At 55.8% G+C, this 20,226-nt stretch carries 21 protein-coding genes; 10 read left to right on the top strand and 11 right to left on the bottom strand.

Annotated features, from left to right (window positions below):
- Window positions 1-6: 6 nt before the first annotated feature.
- From RRF56_RS14320 to RRF56_RS14330, 3 genes are all read right to left on the bottom strand, one after another.
- The gene (locus RRF56_RS14320; RefSeq protein WP_317038320.1) at window positions 7-1,545 is read right to left on the bottom strand and encodes an AAA family ATPase; all 1,539 of its coding nucleotides are present in this window, start codon (window positions 1,543-1,545) and stop codon (window positions 7-9) included.
- 139 nt (window positions 1,546-1,684) lie between these two features.
- Window positions 1,685-2,299: a 50S ribosomal protein L25/general stress protein Ctc gene (locus RRF56_RS14325; RefSeq protein WP_317038321.1), complete on the bottom strand. Its 615-nt coding sequence runs from the start codon at window positions 2,297-2,299 to the stop codon at window positions 1,685-1,687.
- 50 nt (window positions 2,300-2,349) lie between these two features.
- Complete coding sequence (locus RRF56_RS14330; protein WP_317038322.1) at window positions 2,350-3,684, bottom strand: adenylosuccinate synthase; 1,335 nt, start codon at window positions 3,682-3,684, stop codon at window positions 2,350-2,352.
- Between the two features lie 346 nt (window positions 3,685-4,030).
- On the opposite strand from RRF56_RS14330, the gene RRF56_RS14335 reads away from it, so the two are divergent.
- From RRF56_RS14335 to RRF56_RS14345, 3 genes are all read left to right on the top strand, one after another.
- Window positions 4,031-5,101 carry an adenosine deaminase gene (locus tag RRF56_RS14335; protein ID WP_317038323.1) on the top strand — a complete coding sequence of 357 codons (1,071 nt, stop codon included), beginning with the start codon at window positions 4,031-4,033 and terminating at the stop codon, window positions 5,099-5,101.
- A 41-nt stretch (window positions 5,102-5,142) separates the two neighbouring features.
- Window positions 5,143-5,271 (top strand): hypothetical protein, encoded by a 129-nt coding sequence (locus RRF56_RS14340; protein WP_317038324.1) that lies wholly within the window; start codon window positions 5,143-5,145, stop codon window positions 5,269-5,271.
- Window positions 5,272-6,045: 774 nt separating this feature from the next.
- On the top strand, window positions 6,046-7,731 hold the full coding sequence (locus RRF56_RS14345; protein ID WP_317038325.1) for a hypothetical protein: 1,686 nt from the start codon (window positions 6,046-6,048) through the stop codon (window positions 7,729-7,731).
- A gap of 364 nt (window positions 7,732-8,095) precedes the next feature.
- Here the strand turns inward: RRF56_RS14345 and psbA are convergent, their stop codons facing one another.
- The 5 genes from psbA to deoC all read right to left on the bottom strand — a co-directional run bounded on the left by psbA (window position 8,096) and on the right by deoC (window position 13,202).
- Window positions 8,096-9,157 carry a photosystem II q(b) protein gene (psbA, locus tag RRF56_RS14350; protein ID WP_317034894.1) on the bottom strand — a complete coding sequence of 354 codons (1,062 nt, stop codon included), beginning with the start codon at window positions 9,155-9,157 and terminating at the stop codon, window positions 8,096-8,098.
- Between the two features lie 141 nt (window positions 9,158-9,298).
- Window positions 9,299-10,030 (bottom strand): succinate dehydrogenase cytochrome b subunit, encoded by a 732-nt coding sequence (locus tag RRF56_RS14355; protein ID WP_317038326.1) that lies wholly within the window; start codon window positions 10,028-10,030, stop codon window positions 9,299-9,301.
- Entirely contained in the window at window positions 10,027-10,863 is an 837-nt protein-coding gene (locus RRF56_RS14360) for a SirB1 family protein (protein WP_317038327.1), read from the bottom strand. Before RRF56_RS14360 ends, RRF56_RS14355 begins: the two co-directional genes overlap by 4 nt.
- Window positions 10,864-12,411, bottom strand: a complete 1,548-nt coding sequence (locus RRF56_RS14365) for an FAD-binding oxidoreductase (RefSeq protein WP_317038328.1) — start codon at window positions 12,409-12,411, stop codon at window positions 10,864-10,866.
- A 101-nt stretch (window positions 12,412-12,512) separates the two neighbouring features.
- Entirely contained in the window at window positions 12,513-13,202 is a 690-nt protein-coding gene (gene deoC / locus RRF56_RS14370) for a deoxyribose-phosphate aldolase (protein ID WP_317038329.1), read from the bottom strand.
- 711 nt (window positions 13,203-13,913) lie between these two features.
- Between deoC and RRF56_RS14375 the strand changes: the two genes are divergently transcribed.
- The 6 genes from RRF56_RS14375 to RRF56_RS14400 all read left to right on the top strand — a co-directional run bounded on the left by RRF56_RS14375 (window position 13,914) and on the right by RRF56_RS14400 (window position 17,262).
- The gene (locus tag RRF56_RS14375; RefSeq protein ID WP_317038330.1) at window positions 13,914-14,468 is read left to right on the top strand and encodes a protoglobin domain-containing protein; all 555 of its coding nucleotides are present in this window, start codon (window positions 13,914-13,916) and stop codon (window positions 14,466-14,468) included.
- Between the two features lie 74 nt (window positions 14,469-14,542).
- Window positions 14,543-14,914: a roadblock/LC7 domain-containing protein gene (locus RRF56_RS14380; protein ID WP_073608058.1), complete on the top strand. Its 372-nt coding sequence runs from the start codon at window positions 14,543-14,545 to the stop codon at window positions 14,912-14,914.
- A 192-nt stretch (window positions 14,915-15,106) separates the two neighbouring features.
- The gene (locus tag RRF56_RS14385) at window positions 15,107-15,655 is read left to right on the top strand and encodes a GTP-binding protein (RefSeq protein WP_317038331.1); all 549 of its coding nucleotides are present in this window, start codon (window positions 15,107-15,109) and stop codon (window positions 15,653-15,655) included.
- Window positions 15,656-15,696: 41 nt separating this feature from the next.
- The gene (locus tag RRF56_RS14390; RefSeq protein WP_317038332.1) at window positions 15,697-16,551 is read left to right on the top strand and encodes a DUF4388 domain-containing protein; all 855 of its coding nucleotides are present in this window, start codon (window positions 15,697-15,699) and stop codon (window positions 16,549-16,551) included.
- A gap of 2 nt (window positions 16,552-16,553) precedes the next feature.
- Window positions 16,554-16,754, top strand: a complete 201-nt coding sequence (locus RRF56_RS14395) for a hypothetical protein (protein WP_317038333.1) — start codon at window positions 16,554-16,556, stop codon at window positions 16,752-16,754.
- Between the two features lie 76 nt (window positions 16,755-16,830).
- The gene (locus RRF56_RS14400; RefSeq protein ID WP_317038334.1) at window positions 16,831-17,262 is read left to right on the top strand and encodes a hemerythrin family protein; all 432 of its coding nucleotides are present in this window, start codon (window positions 16,831-16,833) and stop codon (window positions 17,260-17,262) included.
- A gap of 117 nt (window positions 17,263-17,379) precedes the next feature.
- Here the strand turns inward: RRF56_RS14400 and RRF56_RS14405 are convergent, their stop codons facing one another.
- The 3 genes from RRF56_RS14405 to RRF56_RS14415 form a co-directional block, all read right to left on the bottom strand.
- A complete protein-coding gene (locus tag RRF56_RS14405) occupies window positions 17,380-18,279 on the bottom strand; it encodes a mechanosensitive ion channel family protein (protein WP_317038335.1) in 900 nt (299 codons plus the stop codon).
- Window positions 18,280-18,398: 119 nt separating this feature from the next.
- Window positions 18,399-19,136, bottom strand: coding sequence for a DUF4336 domain-containing protein (locus tag RRF56_RS14410; protein ID WP_317038336.1), 738 nt, complete (start codon window positions 19,134-19,136; stop codon window positions 18,399-18,401).
- Window positions 19,137-19,262, bottom strand: a complete 126-nt coding sequence (locus RRF56_RS14415; protein WP_317033862.1) for a hypothetical protein — start codon at window positions 19,260-19,262, stop codon at window positions 19,137-19,139.
- Between the two features lie 139 nt (window positions 19,263-19,401).
- Between RRF56_RS14415 and RRF56_RS14420 the strand changes: the two genes are divergently transcribed.
- Window positions 19,402-19,971, top strand: coding sequence for a type 1 glutamine amidotransferase domain-containing protein (locus RRF56_RS14420; RefSeq protein WP_317033863.1), 570 nt, complete (start codon window positions 19,402-19,404; stop codon window positions 19,969-19,971).
- Window positions 19,972-20,226 lie beyond the last annotated feature (255 nt).

Below are 20,226 nucleotides of genomic sequence, written 5' to 3' on the forward strand. Positions count from 1 at the left end.
GATCGCCTACGCCCCTACTATAACGGCTATCTGCGGTGGCAGGTCTTGGGTGGTATCGATCGCCGTTACTAGGCCCTGCTCGACGTCGGTAAAGGGCTCCATGTGCTGCTGCCGCAGAACCGCAACGGTGGCGTCGGCCAGGTCACCCGTGCGATCGCGCACCCGCTGTTCTAGTACCGCTAGAGGAGCAGTGCAATGCAGAATAGTCAGGGACAAGCCTGCCTGATCGATTGCCTCACAGGCGGTTTGGCGCAGCGCCTGGCGATCGTACTTGGCATCGAGAATTACCGAGTAGCCTGCCTTAGCCAGGGCCAAACCCAGGGTGAGGAGGCGATCGTAGGTTTTTTCAGTCATGGCTGGCGTATACAAGCTGTCGTCCCCACGCTGATCGAGCGGCACCCCAGCCAGGTGTTTACGCACCGCATCGCTGCGCAGGTGAATCGCATTTGTCGTCTGGGCAAGCAAGCGAGCGGTGGTAGATTTTCCCGCCCCCGATAGCCCGGCCATCATATAGACTCGGCCAGACTGCGGCTGACACACCGACCAGGCTAGGCGGTAGTAGCCAGCGGCGGTCTCGGCAGCTTTGCGCTTAGCCGTCTCATCCACCGAGGGATCGCCCAACAAAAAGGAGGTCACCTTGGCCCGCACGTAGGCCTGGCGGCTAATGTACAGCGGCAACAGTTGGAGGCCTTCCCAGTCGCCAGTCCGCTCGACGTAGTGGTTCAAAAACACGGTAGCCAGCTCGGCGCAGTCCTTCGACAGCAGATCCATCACCACAAAGCCCACGTCGTACATAACATCGACGTAGCGAAAGGGCTCGTTAAACTCAATGCAGTCAAAGAGGTAGAGGTGGTCATGCCAGCGGCATAGGTTGTTGAGGTGCAGATCGCCGTGGCAGGCCCGGATCCAGTTTTGGGCAACCCGCTGCTCAAATAGGCTGCCCTGGGAGTCAAAAAAGGCGTCGGTATAGGCCTTGGTTTGATCAAATTGCGCCTGGGTCTGGGGGCCGCCGATAAACCCTGTGGTCTGCTCGTAGTTTTCGTCAAAGGCTTGGCGGATTTGCTCGACAGCCCCAAAGGTGCGAATGTGGTCGTCGGTCGCCGCCCCCTGGTGAAAATCAGCCACTGCTGCCGCCAGATCTGCCATTAGAGCCGTAGTCAGTTCACCGCGATCGTAGAGAGCGCTCAGCAGGGTGTCTTGGGGAAACTGCACCATTTTGACGGCGTATTCGACTGGGTCGCCTTCGCCATTGAGATGGTAGGCATCCCCAGTCTGCGCAATGCTGACTACCTCTAAGTAAAGTGGGCCTGCGCCTCGCTGGTTCAGCCGCAGTTCTTCCTGACAAAAGTGGTGCCGCTGCTCTAGGGTCGAATAGTCTAGAAACCCGAAATTTACCGGCTTTTTGAGTTTGTAGGCATAATCACCAGTGAGTAGCACGTAAGACACGTGGGTTTGCACTAGCTGGATGGGTTCCACCACCGGGTGAGGATAAAACCCGGGCTGACACATCTGCTGAATTAACTCAGGAAGCGCGGAAGCAACCATAACCTACCTGCCAAAGACTGCTAATAACATTGCAAAGGGGCCAGGAAACAGTTCCCAGCCCCTAGACTTGAAGTCGGCATCGCCTACTACAGGTACACCCATGCAGTAGGCGAAAGTGATTTAATCACTTGGATTGAGACTATTCGGCCGCTACAGGCTCGGCAGCAGCAGACTCAGAACCGTCCTCACCCTCAGCCTTGCGGCCTTGGAGCACAGTGGCTACCGTTTGAGTTTGATCACCCGCTACCACAGCACCTTCAGGCAGTACCAGATCGGCAACGGTAAGCGAATCGCCCACTGCCAACCCAGACACATCGACATCAATGGTTTCAGGAATGTCGATCGCTTTACACTTGACAGTGACTTCGTTGACTTCGGTGTTGAGCACGCCGCCTTCGTTTTGAACGCCGGTGGGCTCACCCACAAAGTTGAGGGCAACGCCCACTTCTACGGCATCTTGTGCCTTCACCGCAAAGAAGCTGAGGTGGTACAGCGCGTTTTTCCAGGGGTGCGACTGCACCTCGCGCAGCAGCGCCTTGCCATTCCACGACAGGTCAGGAATTTGCAGATCAATCATGGTGTTGTTGACCGCTGCTTTGCGCAGCAGCATTTCAGCCGCATGCCGATCGACGGTTAACGATACAGACTCGGTACCCTCGTGGCCATACAGCACCGCAGGTAGCAGCCCCTGACGGCGCAGAGCATTGGGCTTGGCTTTAGAATCGCGCGCTTTACATTCAATCGTCAGTTCCATGGAAAATCCCCCCGTTAAGAATACGTTCAAACAACAAACCCTGCCCAGGCCTAAGCCACCTGAGACTCGCCATTCTCGTAGAGCAGCGCCCGCTTTGGCCCGTGGATGGGGTCTTCTACGATGATGGTCTGGTCACGGCTAGCCCCCAGCGACACGATCGCAATCGGCACCTCCATCAGCTCAGCCAAAAACTTGAGATAGTCTAGGGCCGCCTTGGGCAGATCGCTGAGCGATCGGCAGTGATCGGTAGGCTGCTTCCAGCCGGGCATGGTTTTGTAGATGGGCTTGCAGCGGCTAAAGGCATCGGCACTAGCCGGCAGCTCTTCGCAACGCTCACCATCTAGCTCGTAGGCCACGCACACCTCGATCTCGTCGACACCGTCGAGCACATCGAGCTTGGTGATGGCCAAGCAGTCGAGGCCGTTGATACGCACCGCGTAGCGACCAATCACCGCGTCAAACCAGCCGCAGCGGCGGCGGCGACCGGTGGTGGTACCAAACTCTGCGCCGCGATCGCACAGTAGCTCACCCACCCCACAGGTCAGCTCTGTAGGGAAGGGGCCTTCGCCCACCCGCGTGGTGTAGGCCTTGGCCACCCCGATGACGCGATCGATCACCGTAGGGCCAATGCCAGTGCCAATGCAGGCTCCGCCCGCCACCGGGTTGGAGGAGGTGACGTAGGGGTAGGTGCCGTGATCAAGGTCGAGCAGAGTGCCCTGGGCACCCTCAAACAGCACATTCTTGCGTTGGCGAATGGCCTGGTAGACATGAAGCGAGCTGTCGATAATGTGGGGGCGCAGCCGCTCGGCGTAGTCAATATATTCGTCGATTACCGCCGCTGGGTCGAGAGGGGGCAGGTCGTAGAGCTTTTCGAGGATGCCGTTTTTGTACTGGACCGTCCACTCTAGCTGCTTGCGCAGGCGATCGTAGTCCATCAGATCGGTGATGCGGATGCCGATGCGCTCCGACTTATCGGCATAGGTGGGGCCAATACCCCGCTTGGTAGTGCCGATTTTGTGGTTACCCCGCCGATCTTCCGACGCCTGATCGATCAGGCGGTGGTAGGGCATGGTGACATGGGCAGCGTTGGAAATAAACAGGTTTTTAGAAGAAATCCCGAGTTCGTCGAGCTTGTCGAGTTCGCCGATCAGGGCTTTGGGGTCGATCACGGTGCCGCTGCCGATCACGCACTCGGTATCGGGGTAGAGAATCCCAGAGGGAATCAGGTGCAGCTTGAAGGTTTGATCTTTAACAACGACGGTGTGACCCGCGTTGACACCGCCCTGATAGCGCACAACTACGTCTGCTGAACGACTCAGCAAATCGGTAATTTTGCCCTTACCTTCGTCGCCCCACTGGGCCCCAATCACTACAACGTTTGCCAAGGGAATTTCAGGCTCTAAAGTTCACACAAATTCCCATTATCACTAGGTAAATGTCATTGTGTCAACTTAAATGTTTCAGCGCTGCCGGGGGACTCTGGTGGAGAGTGAGCCCCCTTTCAGCCCAAACCCCGCACAAATTAAATGTATTTAACCTTATACCCAATTAGTGAAATATGCGATAGAACGGTAGGAACAGCTAGTTCACATTTCTTTAGATTTGCTTTAGATCTGCGATCGCATCGAGATCACGTTCCGACGAGCGCACCAAGCCCAAGTTTTAGGATCCAGCACCAGGCTGGGTCTGATTGCTTATACCTAATCAAGTTAGTAAAAGGCGGAGGTTGCCATGAGTTTATATGCTGAGCTACACCGTCACCTAGGCGGCTCGGTGGTACCGCGAGTGCTGTGGCGCTACTTTGAACGCAACCGCCCCGATCTCTCGGGCCAGTTTGCCGACTACCCGGCCTTTGAGCGGTTCTACACCCGGCCGCGCAACACCCTGGCCGAATACCTGGAGCTGCACACCCTAGTCGAGAGCGTGCAGACCCACGAGGCGCTGCCCTACTTTATCTACCGTCTGATTCGCGGGGCCTACATCTTTGAGAACCTGGCCTACCTGGAGCTGCGCTACACCCCCTACCTACGCACCCCGGAGCACCTACCCCAAAATCAGCGCATTGAGGCGATGGCCGAGATTGTAGAAATCGTGGGCCGGGCCAGCCAGCAGCCCGAGTATCCGATTGTGACCAAGCAGATTCTCTGCATGCACTCGAAGCTGCCTGCTGAGGTCAACCGGGCGATTGTAGAACTGGCGGGCCAGTATCCGCAGTACGTGTGCGCAGTGGATGTGGCCGGGGGCGATGCAAAATACGGCGATCGCATTGATGAGTTTACCCAGCTCTACCAGCGCGCCCAAGACCTGGGCCTCAAGACCACCGGCCACCTCTACGAAACCACCGAGGGCGACCACCCCAAGCTGCTGCCTTACCTGATGCGCATCGGCCACGGCATTCAAATCCCCCTGCGGCACCCAGAGTTGCTGCCCGAGGTGGCGGCGCGAGGCCAGTGCCTGGAGGTGTGCCCCACCACCTACCTCAAGACCGGCACTCTAGAGGAGATTCACCAGCTCAAGGTGGTGTTTGACCGCTGCTTTGAGGCTGGGGTTGACATCGCTATCTGCACCGACAATGCCGGGTTGCACAACGTGCGGCTGCCCTTTGAGTACGAGAACCTGCTAACCCACGATGTGATTGGCTTTGAGGAGCTGCAAGCCTGCCAGGAAGCCGCCTTTCGCCATGCCTTTGCCTGGCCCCACAGCCAACCCCCCGCCACCCTACTGACTGACATATTGCAAGTGCCGTCTAGCTCACACCAGGACAATAGCGATGTGGGTGAGGAAATGCTAGCGATCTCGTGAGGCTAGTACTCTGCCATAGTTAAAATTTAGGCTTGAGCTGCTTGGATCTAGGCTTGCGAGGGCGCGATCGCATCGACAATCTTACCTGGTTCGACGCTCCAGCCCGCAGGCACACTACGGGGCAACCACCTACGTCAACCGGCACGGTGACCAACATTGTGCAGCCCTAGGGGCAGTTTACGATCGCTACAGACACAGTTAGGCATGTTTTGGTGCGATCGCTGGCCCGCTTCAATGAATTCGGCCTCAACAGGCTCACTATTTTCACCCTAGTTGGTGCGATTCCCGTTTTAGTGAGACACCCGTTGATTCAGTTCTAAAACCCATAGTTTTAAGCTATTTAAGCTCCCCTCTGCCTCCCCTTCATGAAAGGGAGGTAGAGGGGATTTTCATGATGCACCTGCCAAAATTTTTTCTGCAGATTAATTCATCTATAGCCAAAATCTGCTTTTTCTTAGAGTGAAGTCCAGCCCAATATACAGCTACCAGAGAATTACCCAAAGATACTCACATCGAGGCTAAAGCCTCTCGATTCTACAGAATTAAACTGAAACCCCTTTACCGTCGTGATTTTCTGGTTAGGTCAAGCAAGTCGATTAAATCTTACCCGTGCGGGTACTGTGGTCTGCGCACAGGCTCAATTAAGTTAGGGAAATAGCGAAAAAACCACTTTTTCGACAGCCAACAGCCCAGCCAAAACCTGATCTGGCGGCTGCGTCAGCGGTGCTTTACGACTGTCAGAACTTCGGCTCAAAAGTTCTGGTTCACCCCCCTTTTGCCCTATGGATTACAGGACGATATTCAAATTTTTGCAACGGCAACTCACCCCTGAGGGGCCAGCAGTCCTGGCGCTTCCGGCGGCCCCTCCAAAAGTGCAGGTCATCCAACCTGTCTTTGGCGATTCAATAGCCCATTCTCTAGCTCATTCATTGAGGAACATTGCTATGTCTGACTGTTACCCTAACGCCCAACAGCGAGACTATGAGGGCCGTCGGGCCGAGGCCGCTCGGCTGCGTGACCAACAGCGCGACAATGCGTCAAACGGGTTTGACGTGACACCACCCCCTGTCAATGGGGATGAAGATCGGTTTAAGCACATTGGCTTTCCAGGCTTTGCTTCCTTTACCAAAGGCTTGGCCCACAACGCCAACGGCCTGGTCGACCCCAGCTCGTTGCAATCGCTGCTGGATGCCTTGCAAGCCGGTACCCAAGCGGCCCTAGAGCAGGTTCAGCTGGGGGGTGGCGTGCGCAAGCTAGTGAATCCGCTGAATGCCTTTGCTTACCAAACCACAGGCAACGACTCGAACGGAGCTCGCATTGCCGCTGCCCCCGCCTTCGCCAGCCGCAGCACGGCCATCGACATGGTAGAACGCTACTGGATGGCTCTCTGTCGCGATGTGCCCTTTGATCGATACGCTACTAGCGGCTTGGTCAGAGCCGCCTGCGACGATCTCAATGCCCTAGGGTTTGCCGATCAATTTGGTTTTGTCTGCACCCCTGAAACCCTCTTTAGAGGCCCCTATGCGGGCTGTGACGTTGGCCCCCATGTGTCTCAGTTCTTGCTCCAAGACTTTCAGTTTGGCAACCAGCCCATTCAGCAGCAGCAGCGCTATCCTCGGCCTGGGCTCGACTACATGACTGATTTAGATACCTGGAATCAGGTTAACAATGGGGATGTTGACCCCAGTGGTCTCGACATCATTGATGGCAGCCGCTATATCACTACCCTGCGGGATGGTGGACAGTGGGTTCACATCGACTTTCCCCACCAGGCAGGGCTGTGGGCAACCATTATGCTGTTGAACGCTAAAGCGAAGCGCGCTAAGGCAATTCCCTACGGCATGAATCGAGCCATTACCACCGCTGAGCCCTTTGGCAGCCTGGGTGGACCAGATATCACTATTCAAAGTGGGCTGGCTGGGGTCTACGCCCTTAAGCACGCCTGGTTCCAGAAGTGGTGTGTGCACCGTCGCCTGCGGCCCGAGGTCTATGCCCAGCGGCTAGAACTCTTCCGTCGAGGCATTTTGGGCGGGGCAGCTGGCAACCCCTGCAATGATGAAAAGTTCAACGATTTGTTTGGTGAGGGAGCCGAGGTTTGGCGGCAGACCAAGGTGCTCAACCGGATCTATGAGCACAACCGCCAGCAAAATATGGCTCAAGATCGGGGCGATCGCGAGGGTAGCTGGCTGCTGCCCATGGGCTTCCCCGAGGGGTCACCCACCCACCCGGCCTATCCCGGTGGCCACTCAGCCTTTGTCGCAGCAGCGGCCACTGTGGCCAAGGCCTACTTCGCCGACGGTCCCTTCCCGAACCCCAAGGTGCCTGTGGACGGTGGTTCTAAACTGGGCGACTACTGCGGTGAGCCACTGACCATCCACGGTGAGCTGAACAAGCTGATCGCGAATGTAACGCTATTCCGCGATGGAGCTGGGATGCACTGGCGCACCGATGGCACCACTTCCGGGCCCAATGCGGGTGCTCGTCGCCCCGGCTGCGGCATCGAAACCGGCGGTAATCTGTTGGGTGAGCGGCTGGCCATCAGCATGCTGCGCGATGCCCGCAGTACCTACCGAGAAGAGATAGGTGAGTTTGCCTTTGAGGGCATCAACGGTAACTCGATTCGGTTTTAATCAAAAACCAGCGACGATTCCTCAAGACTCGTCAAGGACTAAGACTGAATCCTGAATCAATCCCCCGATGTGTAGGGGCGTAGCATGCTACGCCCCTTCGGGGTTCCTGATTCTAAATTGGGGTTTCCCAACTCGGATTTGGGAAACCCCGATTTAGAAGGGCAAATCCCATTCGCCCCCTATAGGTTGACCGTTTGGGAATCGGAGTGATGTAATGCGGATCTGGGCTAAGTTCACCGGCCTTGCGATCGCCTGATGGCGAGACCAGTTGTGAGCCGTTGGGCTTACCCATTGCCACATGGTTCATATATACGCAAAAAGCGCCCCCGAAAGGAGACGCTTTTTCAAATCAATGGACTAGAGACTAGCCGATGATTTCAGGAGCCTCAGCGGTAGCGAGGTCGAGGGGGAAGTTGTGAGCATTGCGCTCGTGCATCACTTCCATACCCAGGTTCGCCCGGTTGATCACGTCAGCCCAGGTGCCAATCACACGACCCTGTGAGTCAAGGATCGACTGGTTGAAGTTGAACCCGTTCAGGTTGAACGCCATCGTGCTGATGCCCAGTGCGGTGAACCAGATGCCAATCACAGGCCACGCACCCAAGAAGAAGTGCAGGCTGCGGCTGTTGTTGAAGCTGGCATATTGGAAGATCAGACGACCGAAGTAGCCGTGGGCTGCAACGATGTTGTAGGTCTCTTCTTCTTGGCCAAACTTGTAGCCGTAGTTCTGAGACTCGGTCTCGGTGGTCTCACGCACCAGTGAACTGGTCACCAGTGAACCGTGCATAGCCGAGAACAAAGAACCACCAAACACACCGGCTACACCCAGCATGTGGAAGGGGTGCATCAGAATATTGTGCTCAGCCTGGAACACTAGCATGAAGTTGAAGGTACCCGAGATACCCAAAGGCATGCCGTCAGAGAAGGAGCCTTGACCCAGGGGGTAGATCAAGAACACAGCGGAAGCAGCGGCCACAGGTGCGCTGTAAGCCACGCAGATCCAGGGGCGCATGCCCAGGCGGTAGCTCAGTTCCCACTCACGACCCATGTAGCAGAAGACGCCAATGAGGAAGTGGAAAATCACCAACTGGTAAGGGCCACCGTTGTACAGCCACTCATCGAGGGAAGCGGCTTCCCAGATGGGGTAGAAGTGCAGGCCGATGGCGTTAGAGGACGGCACAACCGCACCGGAGATGATGTTGTTGCCGTACATCAAAGAGCCAGCGACGGGCTCACGGATGCCGTCGATGTCGACGGGAGGGGCTGCGATAAACGCAACCACGAAGCAGGCGGTAGCAGCCAGCAGGGTGGGAATCATCAGTACGCCGAACCAGCCCACATACAGGCGGTTCTCGGTGCTGGTGACCCACTGGCAAAACTGCTCCCACAGGGAGGCAGATTGTTGTCTTTGGAGAGTCGTGGTCATGATGGAAATAATTGCAGTTAGGTTGACTTAAGGCCCGTCAGTGAAGGACAGGCGGGGTATGTATGTCATTACCCTAACCGGAATGTTGCGGATTGTAAAGAAGATGAATCGCTATCAAGCAGCGAATAGCTGCATCACCACCTACCTCACCAAGCCCAGGTAGATTGCCCAGGGCAACACAATAAAGCCAACCGCAATCCCGGCCCCAACTAACGCACTCGCTCCGTAAACCACAGGTCGCACCCTGGCATTGAGCAACCCGATGGATTGCAAGGCGCTCCACAACCCATGACGCAGGTGAGAGGCCAGCAGCACCATCACGGTGGTGTAGCCTACGACGTAGGGCAGTCTGTGAAAGTCTTCGATCACTAGGCGCGCTAGATCGCGTACGGTTTGACCACCGAGTTGGGTGGGGTAGTAAATGCCAAACTTAAAGTTGTGCAGGTGAAACAGCAAAAACACCGCCAGCACAGCACCCGTCACAATCATGGTGCGGGAGCTGAGGGTTTGGTAGCTGGGATTGCCCACCGATTGGTAAGTACTATAGCCCTGGGGCCGGGCCTGCCGCCGCCGCACAAAAATCTCAATGCCCACTGAGGCATGCAGCAGCACCACCGCCAGCAGCAGTAGCTCTAGGGCATAGAAAGCAAACCCCAGGGTTTCGATCAAGTGGGCATAGGCGTTGTAGGCATCGCGGCTGATGAAGAGCACCAGATTGCCAGCCATATGAGCCAGCACAAAAATTGCTAGGCCTAGTCCAGTGGCTCCAGTGATCAGCTTTTTACCTAGGGGCGATCGATAGAACCGCAGCAGAGGAGAGGCAGTGGGCGGCGGGTTATCGGTAGAGTCTGGGGATTTGAGGGTGTTGGTCATGGTTCATCCTGCACGCTCTCGATTTGCTCAATCACTCGGCGAATTTCAAAAGCATCGGCGGCATCGGGATATTGGTAGAGATAACGCTCTAGGTCAATCTGGGCCTTATGGAGTAGCCCCTGTTGGTAGTTGATCAAGCCGCGATCGCGCCATTCGCTCACGGCTTCAGGGTAAATCAGCAAAATGCGATTGATGGCATTTAGGGCCTTAGGTACATCTCGATTTTGCAAGTAAATTAGCTTCAGATTGGTCAGCATTCTCACCAAAAACGTGGCCGGAGTAATGGGGGCCAGGTGCTGCGGTTCAAGCTGTGCCGCCTCGCCAAACATCTGTTTTAAGCGATGTCTACAGTCTTGCTCAAAGAGAATTTCCCCTTGGTGAAAGGGGTCAATAAACAAATCCATCTCATCTACTGTGGGGCGAATGAGAAAATGCCCCGGCACGCTCACGCCCACCATGGGAAATCCCACCCGCTGGGCTAGCTCTAAATACACCAGCGACAGGGTAATGGGAATACCCACCCGTCGCTCTAGGACCTCGTTGAGAAAGCTGTTGCGCGGGTCGTAGTAGTCGATGCTGTTGCCGCGAAAGTTAAGCTCGGTAAACAGATAGCCGTTGATGGCGTGAATCATTCTCAGCGGGTACCGATCGGCAGGCAGTTGCTGGCTAAGGGTGGCTGCCATGCGATCGAGCATCGCCAGATAGTCTTCTACCACTAGATGGGGATAGTCTTCTTGGGCGATGTACAGAGCTGCCCTCGCTAGACTGACCTGGTCTGGCGAACGTTGCAACTCATCGTAAAGATGCTTACTGGGCAATGCAGAATTCTTCATTTAAGCGTCGTAGTCCTTGCCGCTGCCGTAGAACAGCCTGTCTTGCCAACGATGGCTATAGTATCGCTGAACCGGAGGCAGTGACTCAAATACGGGCCCAAGGGCACGAACTAGGGGTGCTAAAGCGCTGTACCCGGCCAGACTACCATAGTGCCCCAACCAATTGGCCAAAGCCCCTATCCCTACCTGAGGAATGATTTTAGTCACCAAACCTGGATATTTTAACGACGTCGCCGCCAGGGTCTTGCTCAGAGCCTGAAATTGCACCACATCCTGCAAAAAGGGTTTGAGGGTTGGCTCTCCCAGCCCTGCCATAGCGGTAAAAATTGCCGTCAGCATCGTGTTGATGTGCTGGTCAGAGAGAGATTGATCTACCCGTACGCTCATCGATTTCTGAAAAAGCCAGGTGACAGATAGATTGGGCTGGTAGGGCTGAAGGGCACCGAGAGCAGAGGCGGTGAGGCGATCGCATCCTAGAGCCTCATCAATTCCTGTTACCAACCGCTCTAGATGGCGAATCATGGCTCCAAACCCGCCGAAGCTGAGTGGTGACTGGCTACCACTGCTGTCGCCCACCGCCAGGGTGCGCCCCCAGGGATATCGCAGCGGGCTGTTTTTGTAGCAGGGAAAAAAGCCAAACAGCGCCCGTTTGACCTGCAAATCGGCCAGGGTCACGCCCTGATACTCCGGTAGCAGCGTCCAATATTCTTCAAAAAACTCGCTCAGACTCAGCCGCCGGGGGTCGGCATCCATATAGCTAAACATATAGGTGGTGCGCCCATCCCGCGCCGGAAATGCCTCCCAAAAGTACTGGCACTGGTGCCGCAGGGGAGTGAACGAGGCGATCAAATCCCCTGTGTCATTTTGAGGAAAGCCCTGGGCACAGGTACCCACCACCAGGCACACCGCATCGGGCTTGGCGGCCCCCCGCGCCTGGTTGACCAGGGGCGAAAAGTGCCCCATAGCGTCGATCAGCAACCGCGTGGTTAGGGATTCACCCGCTTTGACCAGCACCCCGTTAGGATGCACCCAGGCCGAGTCAAAGGCGGTGTGCTCAAACAGCTTGCCCCCCGCCTGTAAAAACTTAGCCTTGAGCTGCTCTAGCAGCTCTCTAGGGTCTATCCCGACATTCAGCACATCCTCCACCCAGAGAGGGTCTCCATCGCCAAACTGAATGCGGGCGGGGTTGTACTCTGAGGCGATCGCAGAATCTAGCTCGGTTTCTGTCAACAGCCCCAGGTCTACCAGCGCCGCCAGTTCCCGCCGCGAGATGTTCCACTCTTGCTCGCGCCCCTGGAGCACACCGCGCTCTAGCAAGGCCACGCGCCAGCCCCGTTGGGCCAGCCCGGCCCCCACCAGCACCCCCAGGGTGCCACCGCAGATCACCACATCCCACTCGATCGATGCTAGCGGCGTTGTAGCCTGGTGAATAACTTGTGTGGCAGGTAGGCTGCCGGTGCGGTAGCGCAGCCACAGCTCGTCGGCCCGCTGAAGGCCCATCAGGGGATTGCCGGGCAGACCCGAGAGCATGCGTTCAGTCAGCGTCATGGCAAAAGACTCAGCAGATACTCTTAGCGTAGGTCATATCTGCGGAGCGATCGGCAAGAGAGTGTTGCCGCGCCTGGGTGAACAACAACAGGCCCTGAGACCTAGGACTGGATAGGGTCTTCTTTTTGCTGGCGCAGCAGCTCGACTCCGCGAGAGGTGCCAATGCGGGTAGCGCCTTCTTGCACCAGGGCTACCGCCTGGGCGGCGGTGCCAATACCGCCCGAGGCTTTAATGCCCACCCGCCCCTGGGTGAGTTGCCAGAGCTGGCGCACGACTTCGACCGTGGCTCCGCCCTGCCAACCGGTGCTGGTTTTGAGAAAGCTCACTCCGGCATCCATACAGACTTCGGCCGCAAGGGCGATCTCAGCAGAGCTGAGAACGGCAGTTTCGAGAATGGCTTTGACCAGGAGACCCGTTTCTTCGCAGATGGTGGCGATTTCGCGATGAATGGCTTCTGTTTTACCCTCTTTGAGCCAGCCCAGGTTGATCACCACGTCGAGTTCGTCAGCACCACGCTCAGCGGCCTCTTGGGCTTCATAGAGCTTAGTGGCTGAGGTGGCGGCCCCGGTGGGAAAGCCAATTACAGTACAGACTTTGACCTTGCTGTTGTGCAACAGATCGACGGCCTGGGCCACATGGCTAGGGGCAATGCACACCGCCGCAAACCCGTAGCGATCGCACTCTGCACACCACTGGGCCACCTGCTCTGAGGTTGCGATGGGGTTGAGCAGCGAGTGATCTATATAAGGTGCTAGATCGATCCCCTCTTCTGCCGTGGGTCGTCGGGTCATGGGTCTAACTGCCTCTAAATGCCAAAAGTGGTCTAGGTCACACGCTTACGCTGGCGTTGGCAGCGGGCTAGCGATGGCCCGTTGGCTGCACTATATAGCGATCGCCTCTCACTATATAGCGTTCTGGCCGCTGCATCGGCTGCTAACGGCCCTCCATAGCGCCGTTATTTGAAGAAATGTATCGCCGCTCTCCGTGAATTTACTCAGATGATGCGCCGGTCAACCCAGTTTCTACTTTATGTAACTTCAATACTTGAGTCAGTATTTCTGCTAAAGCCAGTCAGAACTCAGCGGGGCAGCCGGTTGGAGCAGAGTAAAAACTGAAAAAACGTTACATTTGCTTACAGGCAAGGCCAGTTAAATTCTCATTTTCGACATAAACAACCGATAGGTTTCTGAAGTGCGATCGCTCAAAGGCGGGTCATAGCTTCCTAGGGGCGACATTAACAGCCGCAGTGTTGTTCAACTTAGTTACAACGCTTCACCTTGATGGGAGTGTTTTTAGCACCGATTTAAGCAATAAATACGTTCCCGCTTTAAAGCTATATCCGCCAAAATTGTCACCAAACTACAAAGAGCAGAGATATTTTTAGAACGATCGCTTAAATCCCCATTTCTCACAATATTAGGTATTCACGCCATGTTGACCACCCAAGCTAAAGCGATAAAACAAGGATGTTGACACGAAACATCTTTTAAGGGATTGCCCCCATGAGTCTTGAGCCGACCGAGTTTATGTCTAAGATGGTGACACGCATCGACTTTAGCCCCACAGACCGAAAAGTGCTTCAGTCTAACGCCGATTGGGGTTTAGAAATTGCGCCCGAAATGGCCAACTATTTCTATGAATACCTGGGCCGCGATGCTGAAATGAGCGCCATTCTCAACGAGTCTGAAGGTAGAATCCACCGCCTGCGTGAAACTTTTGTGGCCTGGTTCCATGAAATGTTTACCGGTATGGATGACTGGGCCAATGCCTATGCCGAACGTCGCTGGCGCATTGGTTTGATTCATGTGCGCATTGGCATTGGGCCTCAGCACGTGGTGCCGGCGATGGCCGTAGTGGTGCATGAAGCGGGCAAACGAGCCAAAGCCGATGGCAAAGACCAACAGCTGTGCGATGCCCTCAGCAAAATCTGCATGGTTGACCTGGCCTTTATTGAGCAAGCCTATATCGAAGTCTCTTCGGCAGCGGTCCTGAGAGAGACCGGTTGGTCTGAGGGCCTCTTCAGACGGCTGATTGCTACCGGTGCTGGGGCAATGTAGCGCTCATCAGCGAGTTTGTTCAATAATTTCAATGTTTAGCTCACTTATTCCCCCTCCAAAAAGAGAGAATTACCATGGCGATTAGCACCGAAAAACTCACCAACATTTTACAAAGCTTTGTCACCTCCACTACGGATATCCAAGGGGCAGCCGTAGTTACCCCCGATGGTCTGCCTTTAGCCGCCAGTCTGCCCGGCGGCATGGATGAAGAACGGGTTTCGGCGATGTCGGCAGCCATGCTTTCCCTAGGCGATCGCATTGGTAGCGAACTGGCCCGAGGTGGTATTGACCGTATTTTCGTAGAAGGCGACAAAGGCTACGGCATTCTGACTAGCTGCGGCGAAGATGCGGTATTTCTGGTGCTGGCCGATAAGGCGGCTAAGCAGGGTCTGCTGATGCTCGAAATCAAGCGCACATTGGCTGACCTGAAAGCTGTTTTGATGTAGCGTCTGGCCCCATTGCTCCCCCAGAAACCCTGCCTACCCTACTCACTATGGCTGTAGATTCCGAAAGCCAAGATAGGCTACAAGCCGGTCGATCACCAGGTAGGCAGGGGTACATCAGCGGATCTAGAGCCTACTAGGGCATCGATCGCTCAATCTATCGCCATTCGCCGTTATTCATTGCCCCGCCCAACCATGGAAATCATGCGTTTAGTGGTCACCGGCCCCGTGGGGGCCGGCAAGTCGACCTTCATTCGATCGGTCAGCGAAATTGAGGTAGTTGATACCGACCGCCGTGCCACCGACGAGGCCCTGCTCATTAAAAAGCGCACTACCGTCGCCTTCGACTTTGGCCGCCTTCAGTTTGGCCCCGATATGGCTCTACACCTCTACGGCACCCCCGGCCAATCACGCTTTGACTTCATGTGGGACATTTTGATTCAAAAGGCCCATGCCTACATTTTGCTGGTGGCTGCCCACCGGCCCCATGAGTTTCGCGAGGCCCGCCGCATCATGATGTTCATGAAACAGCGATCGCAGGTACCCATGATCATCGGCCTCACCCATACCGACTGCCCTGGAGCCTGGGACAGCGCCAACATTGCCCTAGCCCTCGGCTACCCCAACCCCAGCCGCCGCCCTCCAGTCGTTGCCGTCAACGCCAACGAATCGGCCTCAGTAGCCCAGGCCGTCATCGCCCTGGTGCAATACGCCTGGGAAAGCACCTTAGCCCCTACCGTCTAGCACCCACTCACCCACTCGCCTACAGAATAGGGATAACCCCCATGACTGTCACCGGATATTTAGCCGACTTCTCTCTGCCAGAGCTATTTCAAATGCTGGAGCAGGGCAGCAAGACGGGTCTGCTCACCATTTGTACCCTCAGCGATCAAACCAACAGCGATCGCCGCAACCACCACATTTGGTTTCGCCAGGGGCAAATTGTCGCGGCGGGCAACAGCCTCGACCAGCAGGGCCTCATGCGGTTGATTGCCCAGCGCGGGTGGATGGGCGATCGCGCCGTCTCTCGCCTGGCCCAGACCTGTCAGATTCATACCCCTCTGGGGCTGTGCCTCAAAAATCAGGGTGTGCTCAACGTCGAACAGATCAAGCTGCTGTTTTACACTCAGGTCATGCGTCAGGTCTGTGCTCTATTTGCCTTACCCGATGGGTGGTTTCAGTTTGACCCCAAAGCACCGCTGCCCGTCTCAGAAATGACCGGCCTAATTGCCACCGCCACCGATGTCACCCTGGCGGGGCTGCGAGCCCTCAAAGACTGGAGTGCCCTCGACGCAAAACTACCCGACCCCTCATCAGCCTTAGTTAGCGTCGTCGAGCGCAAGCCCAACCTGCGCCTCAACCCCAACGAATGGCAGGTGTGGGAGTTTACCAACGGCACAATGGCGCTCAAGGACATTGCCCAGCAGCTCAACCTGCCCATTACCAAAGCCCAGCAGATTGCCTTTCGTCTGATTGTGACGGGCTTGGCCGAAGAAATGCCGCTCATGGCTGCTCCCCCCCCCTCCTCCCTAGTTGTAGACGAGGCCGAAGACCTAGAGCACAGCATCACCGCCGATGCCGCCCCGGTCAGTCATTCGTTTTTGCAAAATTTAGTCGGTTTTCTCAAAAGCAAGGTGTAGCCATGCCCCACGGCACATTGCAACTTCTGCAAGGATTTTTAGGCCTGCTCAAACTCGCCGATTTCGTCACCAGTCCCCCGGGTTTGGCGATCACCCTCTGGATTTGGTTGTACCTCACCCTACCCTACGACAGTGCTCTCGGGCTATGGCTGGCTACCCTCACAGCCTTGCTGATGGCGAGCCATGAAGTGGCGAAAGAGTAGGTTTGAATTTTGACTCCACTCAATACCTCCCCTGACAACGTCCCCCACCTCCCTTACTCCCCCTTTCCTTACCCCCATGAACCCTACTACCCTGCAAGCCTTCACCTGGGACGACTCCCTCAGCACCGGCGTTCCGATGATTGACGCCCACCACAAAGAGCTGATTGCCGCTGTAAATGATCTAGGGCTGGCGATCGAGCACAACAAAGGAGCCAGCACCATCAAAAAGCTGTTTGTGTTCCTCAAGTTTTATGCCGAGTGGCACTTTGAGCATGAAGAAGCCTGCGCCGCTAAGCACAAATGCCCGATCGCCGAGGTCAACCAGCAGGCCCACACCACTTTTATTACGACCTTTGGCCATCTGCACGAAAAGTACCAGGCTAGCGAGGCCAGTGAAGCTGTCGCCCGAGAAATCTATCAGCAACTGGCAGACTGGCTGGTGAGCCACATCCTGAAAATTGACACCCACATTGGTCGCTGCATCCGCAGTTCAGCATCGGTCTCGTAGGGGCAAACGGCGTTGGCCCGGCTGTATCCGCAGTTGAACGTTTGTCTAAGCACACGGCGTTTGCCCTGCCCACTCGGGGGTTAATCAGCAGAATTCAGCCCCATACCCACATTCCCTTTATCTAGCCCCATCTCTAACATCAGCACTGTTGGTCAGACGCTCACTTTCGTTGAACTGGGTCTGATCAAACATATGCACTGTACGAATCGGGTAGGGAATCGAGATGCCCGCCTCGTCGCAGGCGGCCTTTAAAGCCATCGACACCTGAGACTTAATCCGCCGCACATCGCCAATGTGTGGCGTTGTCCAGTAGCGCACTTTAAAGTCAATTGAGCTGTCGCCAAAACCCACCACATCTACCTCGGGAGCTGGGTCGCTAAGTACGCCCTCGGCACGGCTAACCACGGCCAAAAAGGTCTGCTTAGCCAGCGGTAAGGGCGTGGTGTAATCGACCCCGATGTCTAAGTCGGTACGGCGGCTGCGATAGGCCGTCAGCACCCGCACCGGGTTGGTAAATACGATCGCATTGGGAATTTCTACCATCTCTCCGGTGTAGGTACGCAGCTGGGTCGAGCGAATTTTAATCGCTTCTACCGTGCCTTCGTAGTCGCACATCATCACCTGATCGCCTAAGCGAAAGGGTTCTTCGACCAGCAACAAAATGCCCGCCAAAAAGTTCTTGAAGATGTCTTGAAAGGCAAACCCGATCGCCACCGAGCCCAGCCCCAGCAGCCCAATGACATCCCCCAACCGCAGGTCAGGGAACGCCACCACCGCCGCAATAATGAAGCCTAAGACCCAGGTACCGATGCGAGTCACCTGCACGGCTAGTAACTGGAGCGAGCGACTGGGCACTAGGCGCTGGGTCATCTTGCGTACCACTCGCTGGGCCACCTGAGCGGCATACCTGGTTAGCAGCAGCACCACCAGCCCAATCACAATCCCCGGCAGGAGCTGAATAAACTGCCCGACTAAATCGAGCAGGCTGGTCTGAATGCGATCGAGTAGCGGGTTCATAGGGGATAAACGTGAATGGTAATAAGCCTTTCGAAGGCTACCACTCAGATGGGCGATCGTCATCTGCCCCCCAGGGGCTGGCCTGCTATAGCCGCTCCAAAGCTAGTAGACCAGGGTAGTCAGGCTAGTGAGCACCCCAAGAAGCTTTCATAGCCCCGTTTGAACTGCTGTTTGCCGTCGCGCTCTACGATCCTGCCGTGGGCCACAATCACCCGCTCAAAATTCCAGCGCAAAACCTGCTCTACCGAGGCCTTGACCGGCTGTTTATCGGTTGTCGCCACGCGCTCTAGCAGCGATGGGCTCAGACGTTTGTAGCCACCGCCAATTTGCGTGACCAGCTGCGTTAGCCACGGAAAGCTTTCATCAAAACAAAAAGCCGTATCGGTCAGAATCAACGTGCGGCTGTCGGTATGGTAAAACACCCATTCCTCCAGGGCATCCGGACCGCCTGGGCCAAGGGTTTTGAACCCGTCAAAGAATAAGTACTCCAGGCCAGGCCACGGACTATCGGCGGCGGCGTTGGCGAAGCCTTGCCTGTGGCAAATCGCGCGATCGATCGCTAATTCTGTTTTTTTAGCCTTGAGCCCCGCCGTCGCCCAAAACGTCGCGTTTGGGTAAGCCGCTTTAAACTCAGCGGCAAACAGGTAGTGATAGAGATTGGGCGCAATGATATGGGCAACTGTTCCCAACTCATTCAGCTGGTTCACCAGCGCCTCACTCACCTGAATGGGCGAAATAATCACCAGTTGATTGCCCGCCAACCGTATCACCGTCATGCGGGTACCGATGCCCAAGCCAAAGTAACGCAGCGGCTGCTCGATCACCCAAAGATCTCGATCAATAGCTCTGAGCATCATTCACCCTTTGAGTCGTCGTAGCGCCATCACAACGGTTTCTCGGTATTGAGCCGGGTGAGAACGATGTTGCTGATAGCATTCACCCCGCAGTTTGAGGGCGATCGCCTGCACCTTGCCAGTACCCAATCTACGCCAATTACAGCATCTGCCCCAAATAGATCAATTCCGCCCACAGCTAGACGCTGCCCCTAGCCTAGCTACTTAAGCTAAACATTAGCCATTGCAATACCACTATTGCCAACTTTGATCATTCAGGAGAAGCAGCATGGCCCAAAAACTCACTAACCGCAAAGTGGCGATCTTAGCCACCGATGGCTTTGAGCAAGTTGAGCTCACCGACCCCAAACAAGCACTAGAGCAAGCCGGTGCCCAAGTGCATGTCGTTGCCCCCGAGGGCGATTCCATTCAAGGCTGGAATCACCAGGACAAAGGTGACAAGATCCCGGTCGACTGCACCCTCGACCAGGTCAGCGCCAGCGACTACGACGCCCTGGTGCTACCGGGGGGGCACTTTAACCCAGATCAGCTCCGCACCGACAATCGCGCCGTTCAATTTGTCAGAGAATTTTTTGCCGCTAGCAAACCCGTCGCCGCCATTTGCCACGGCCCTTGGACTCTGATTGAAGCCGATGTGGTCAAGGGTCGCACGTTAACTTCCTGGCCGTCTCTCAAGACCGATCTCCGCAATGCCGGTGCTAAATGGGTTGATCAAGAGGTCGTCGTCGACCAAGGGTTAGTCACCAGCCGCAACCCGAAAGATCTACCCGCCTTCAACAGCAAAATTGTCGAGGAGTTCTGCGAGGGCAAGCACCCCGCTCAGGCGCAATCGGTTTAAATGTAGCCTAGGTCATTGGGGCAAGGTATTGGCTGTGTAGCAAGCCCAAGGGCCTGAGCCTTACCCCTTAGCACCTGGTTTTGTAGAGTAGGCACTGCTCATCCATGGGTAAGTAGTGCCCTAAAAATCACCAATTACCTAGTACTTGACCAAGCTATTTTGACAGGCCCTAAACGTTGAGGGGGGGCAGGGATCAAGTTGATGGCAGACCTGAAACCTGACGCTTTAAACCTTGAACCCACTAACCTGTCACCT

The sequence above is a fragment of the Nodosilinea sp. E11 genome (genome assembly GCF_032813545.1).
In the GTDB taxonomy this organism is placed as follows: domain Bacteria; phylum Cyanobacteriota; class Cyanobacteriia; order Phormidesmidales; family Phormidesmidaceae; genus Nodosilinea.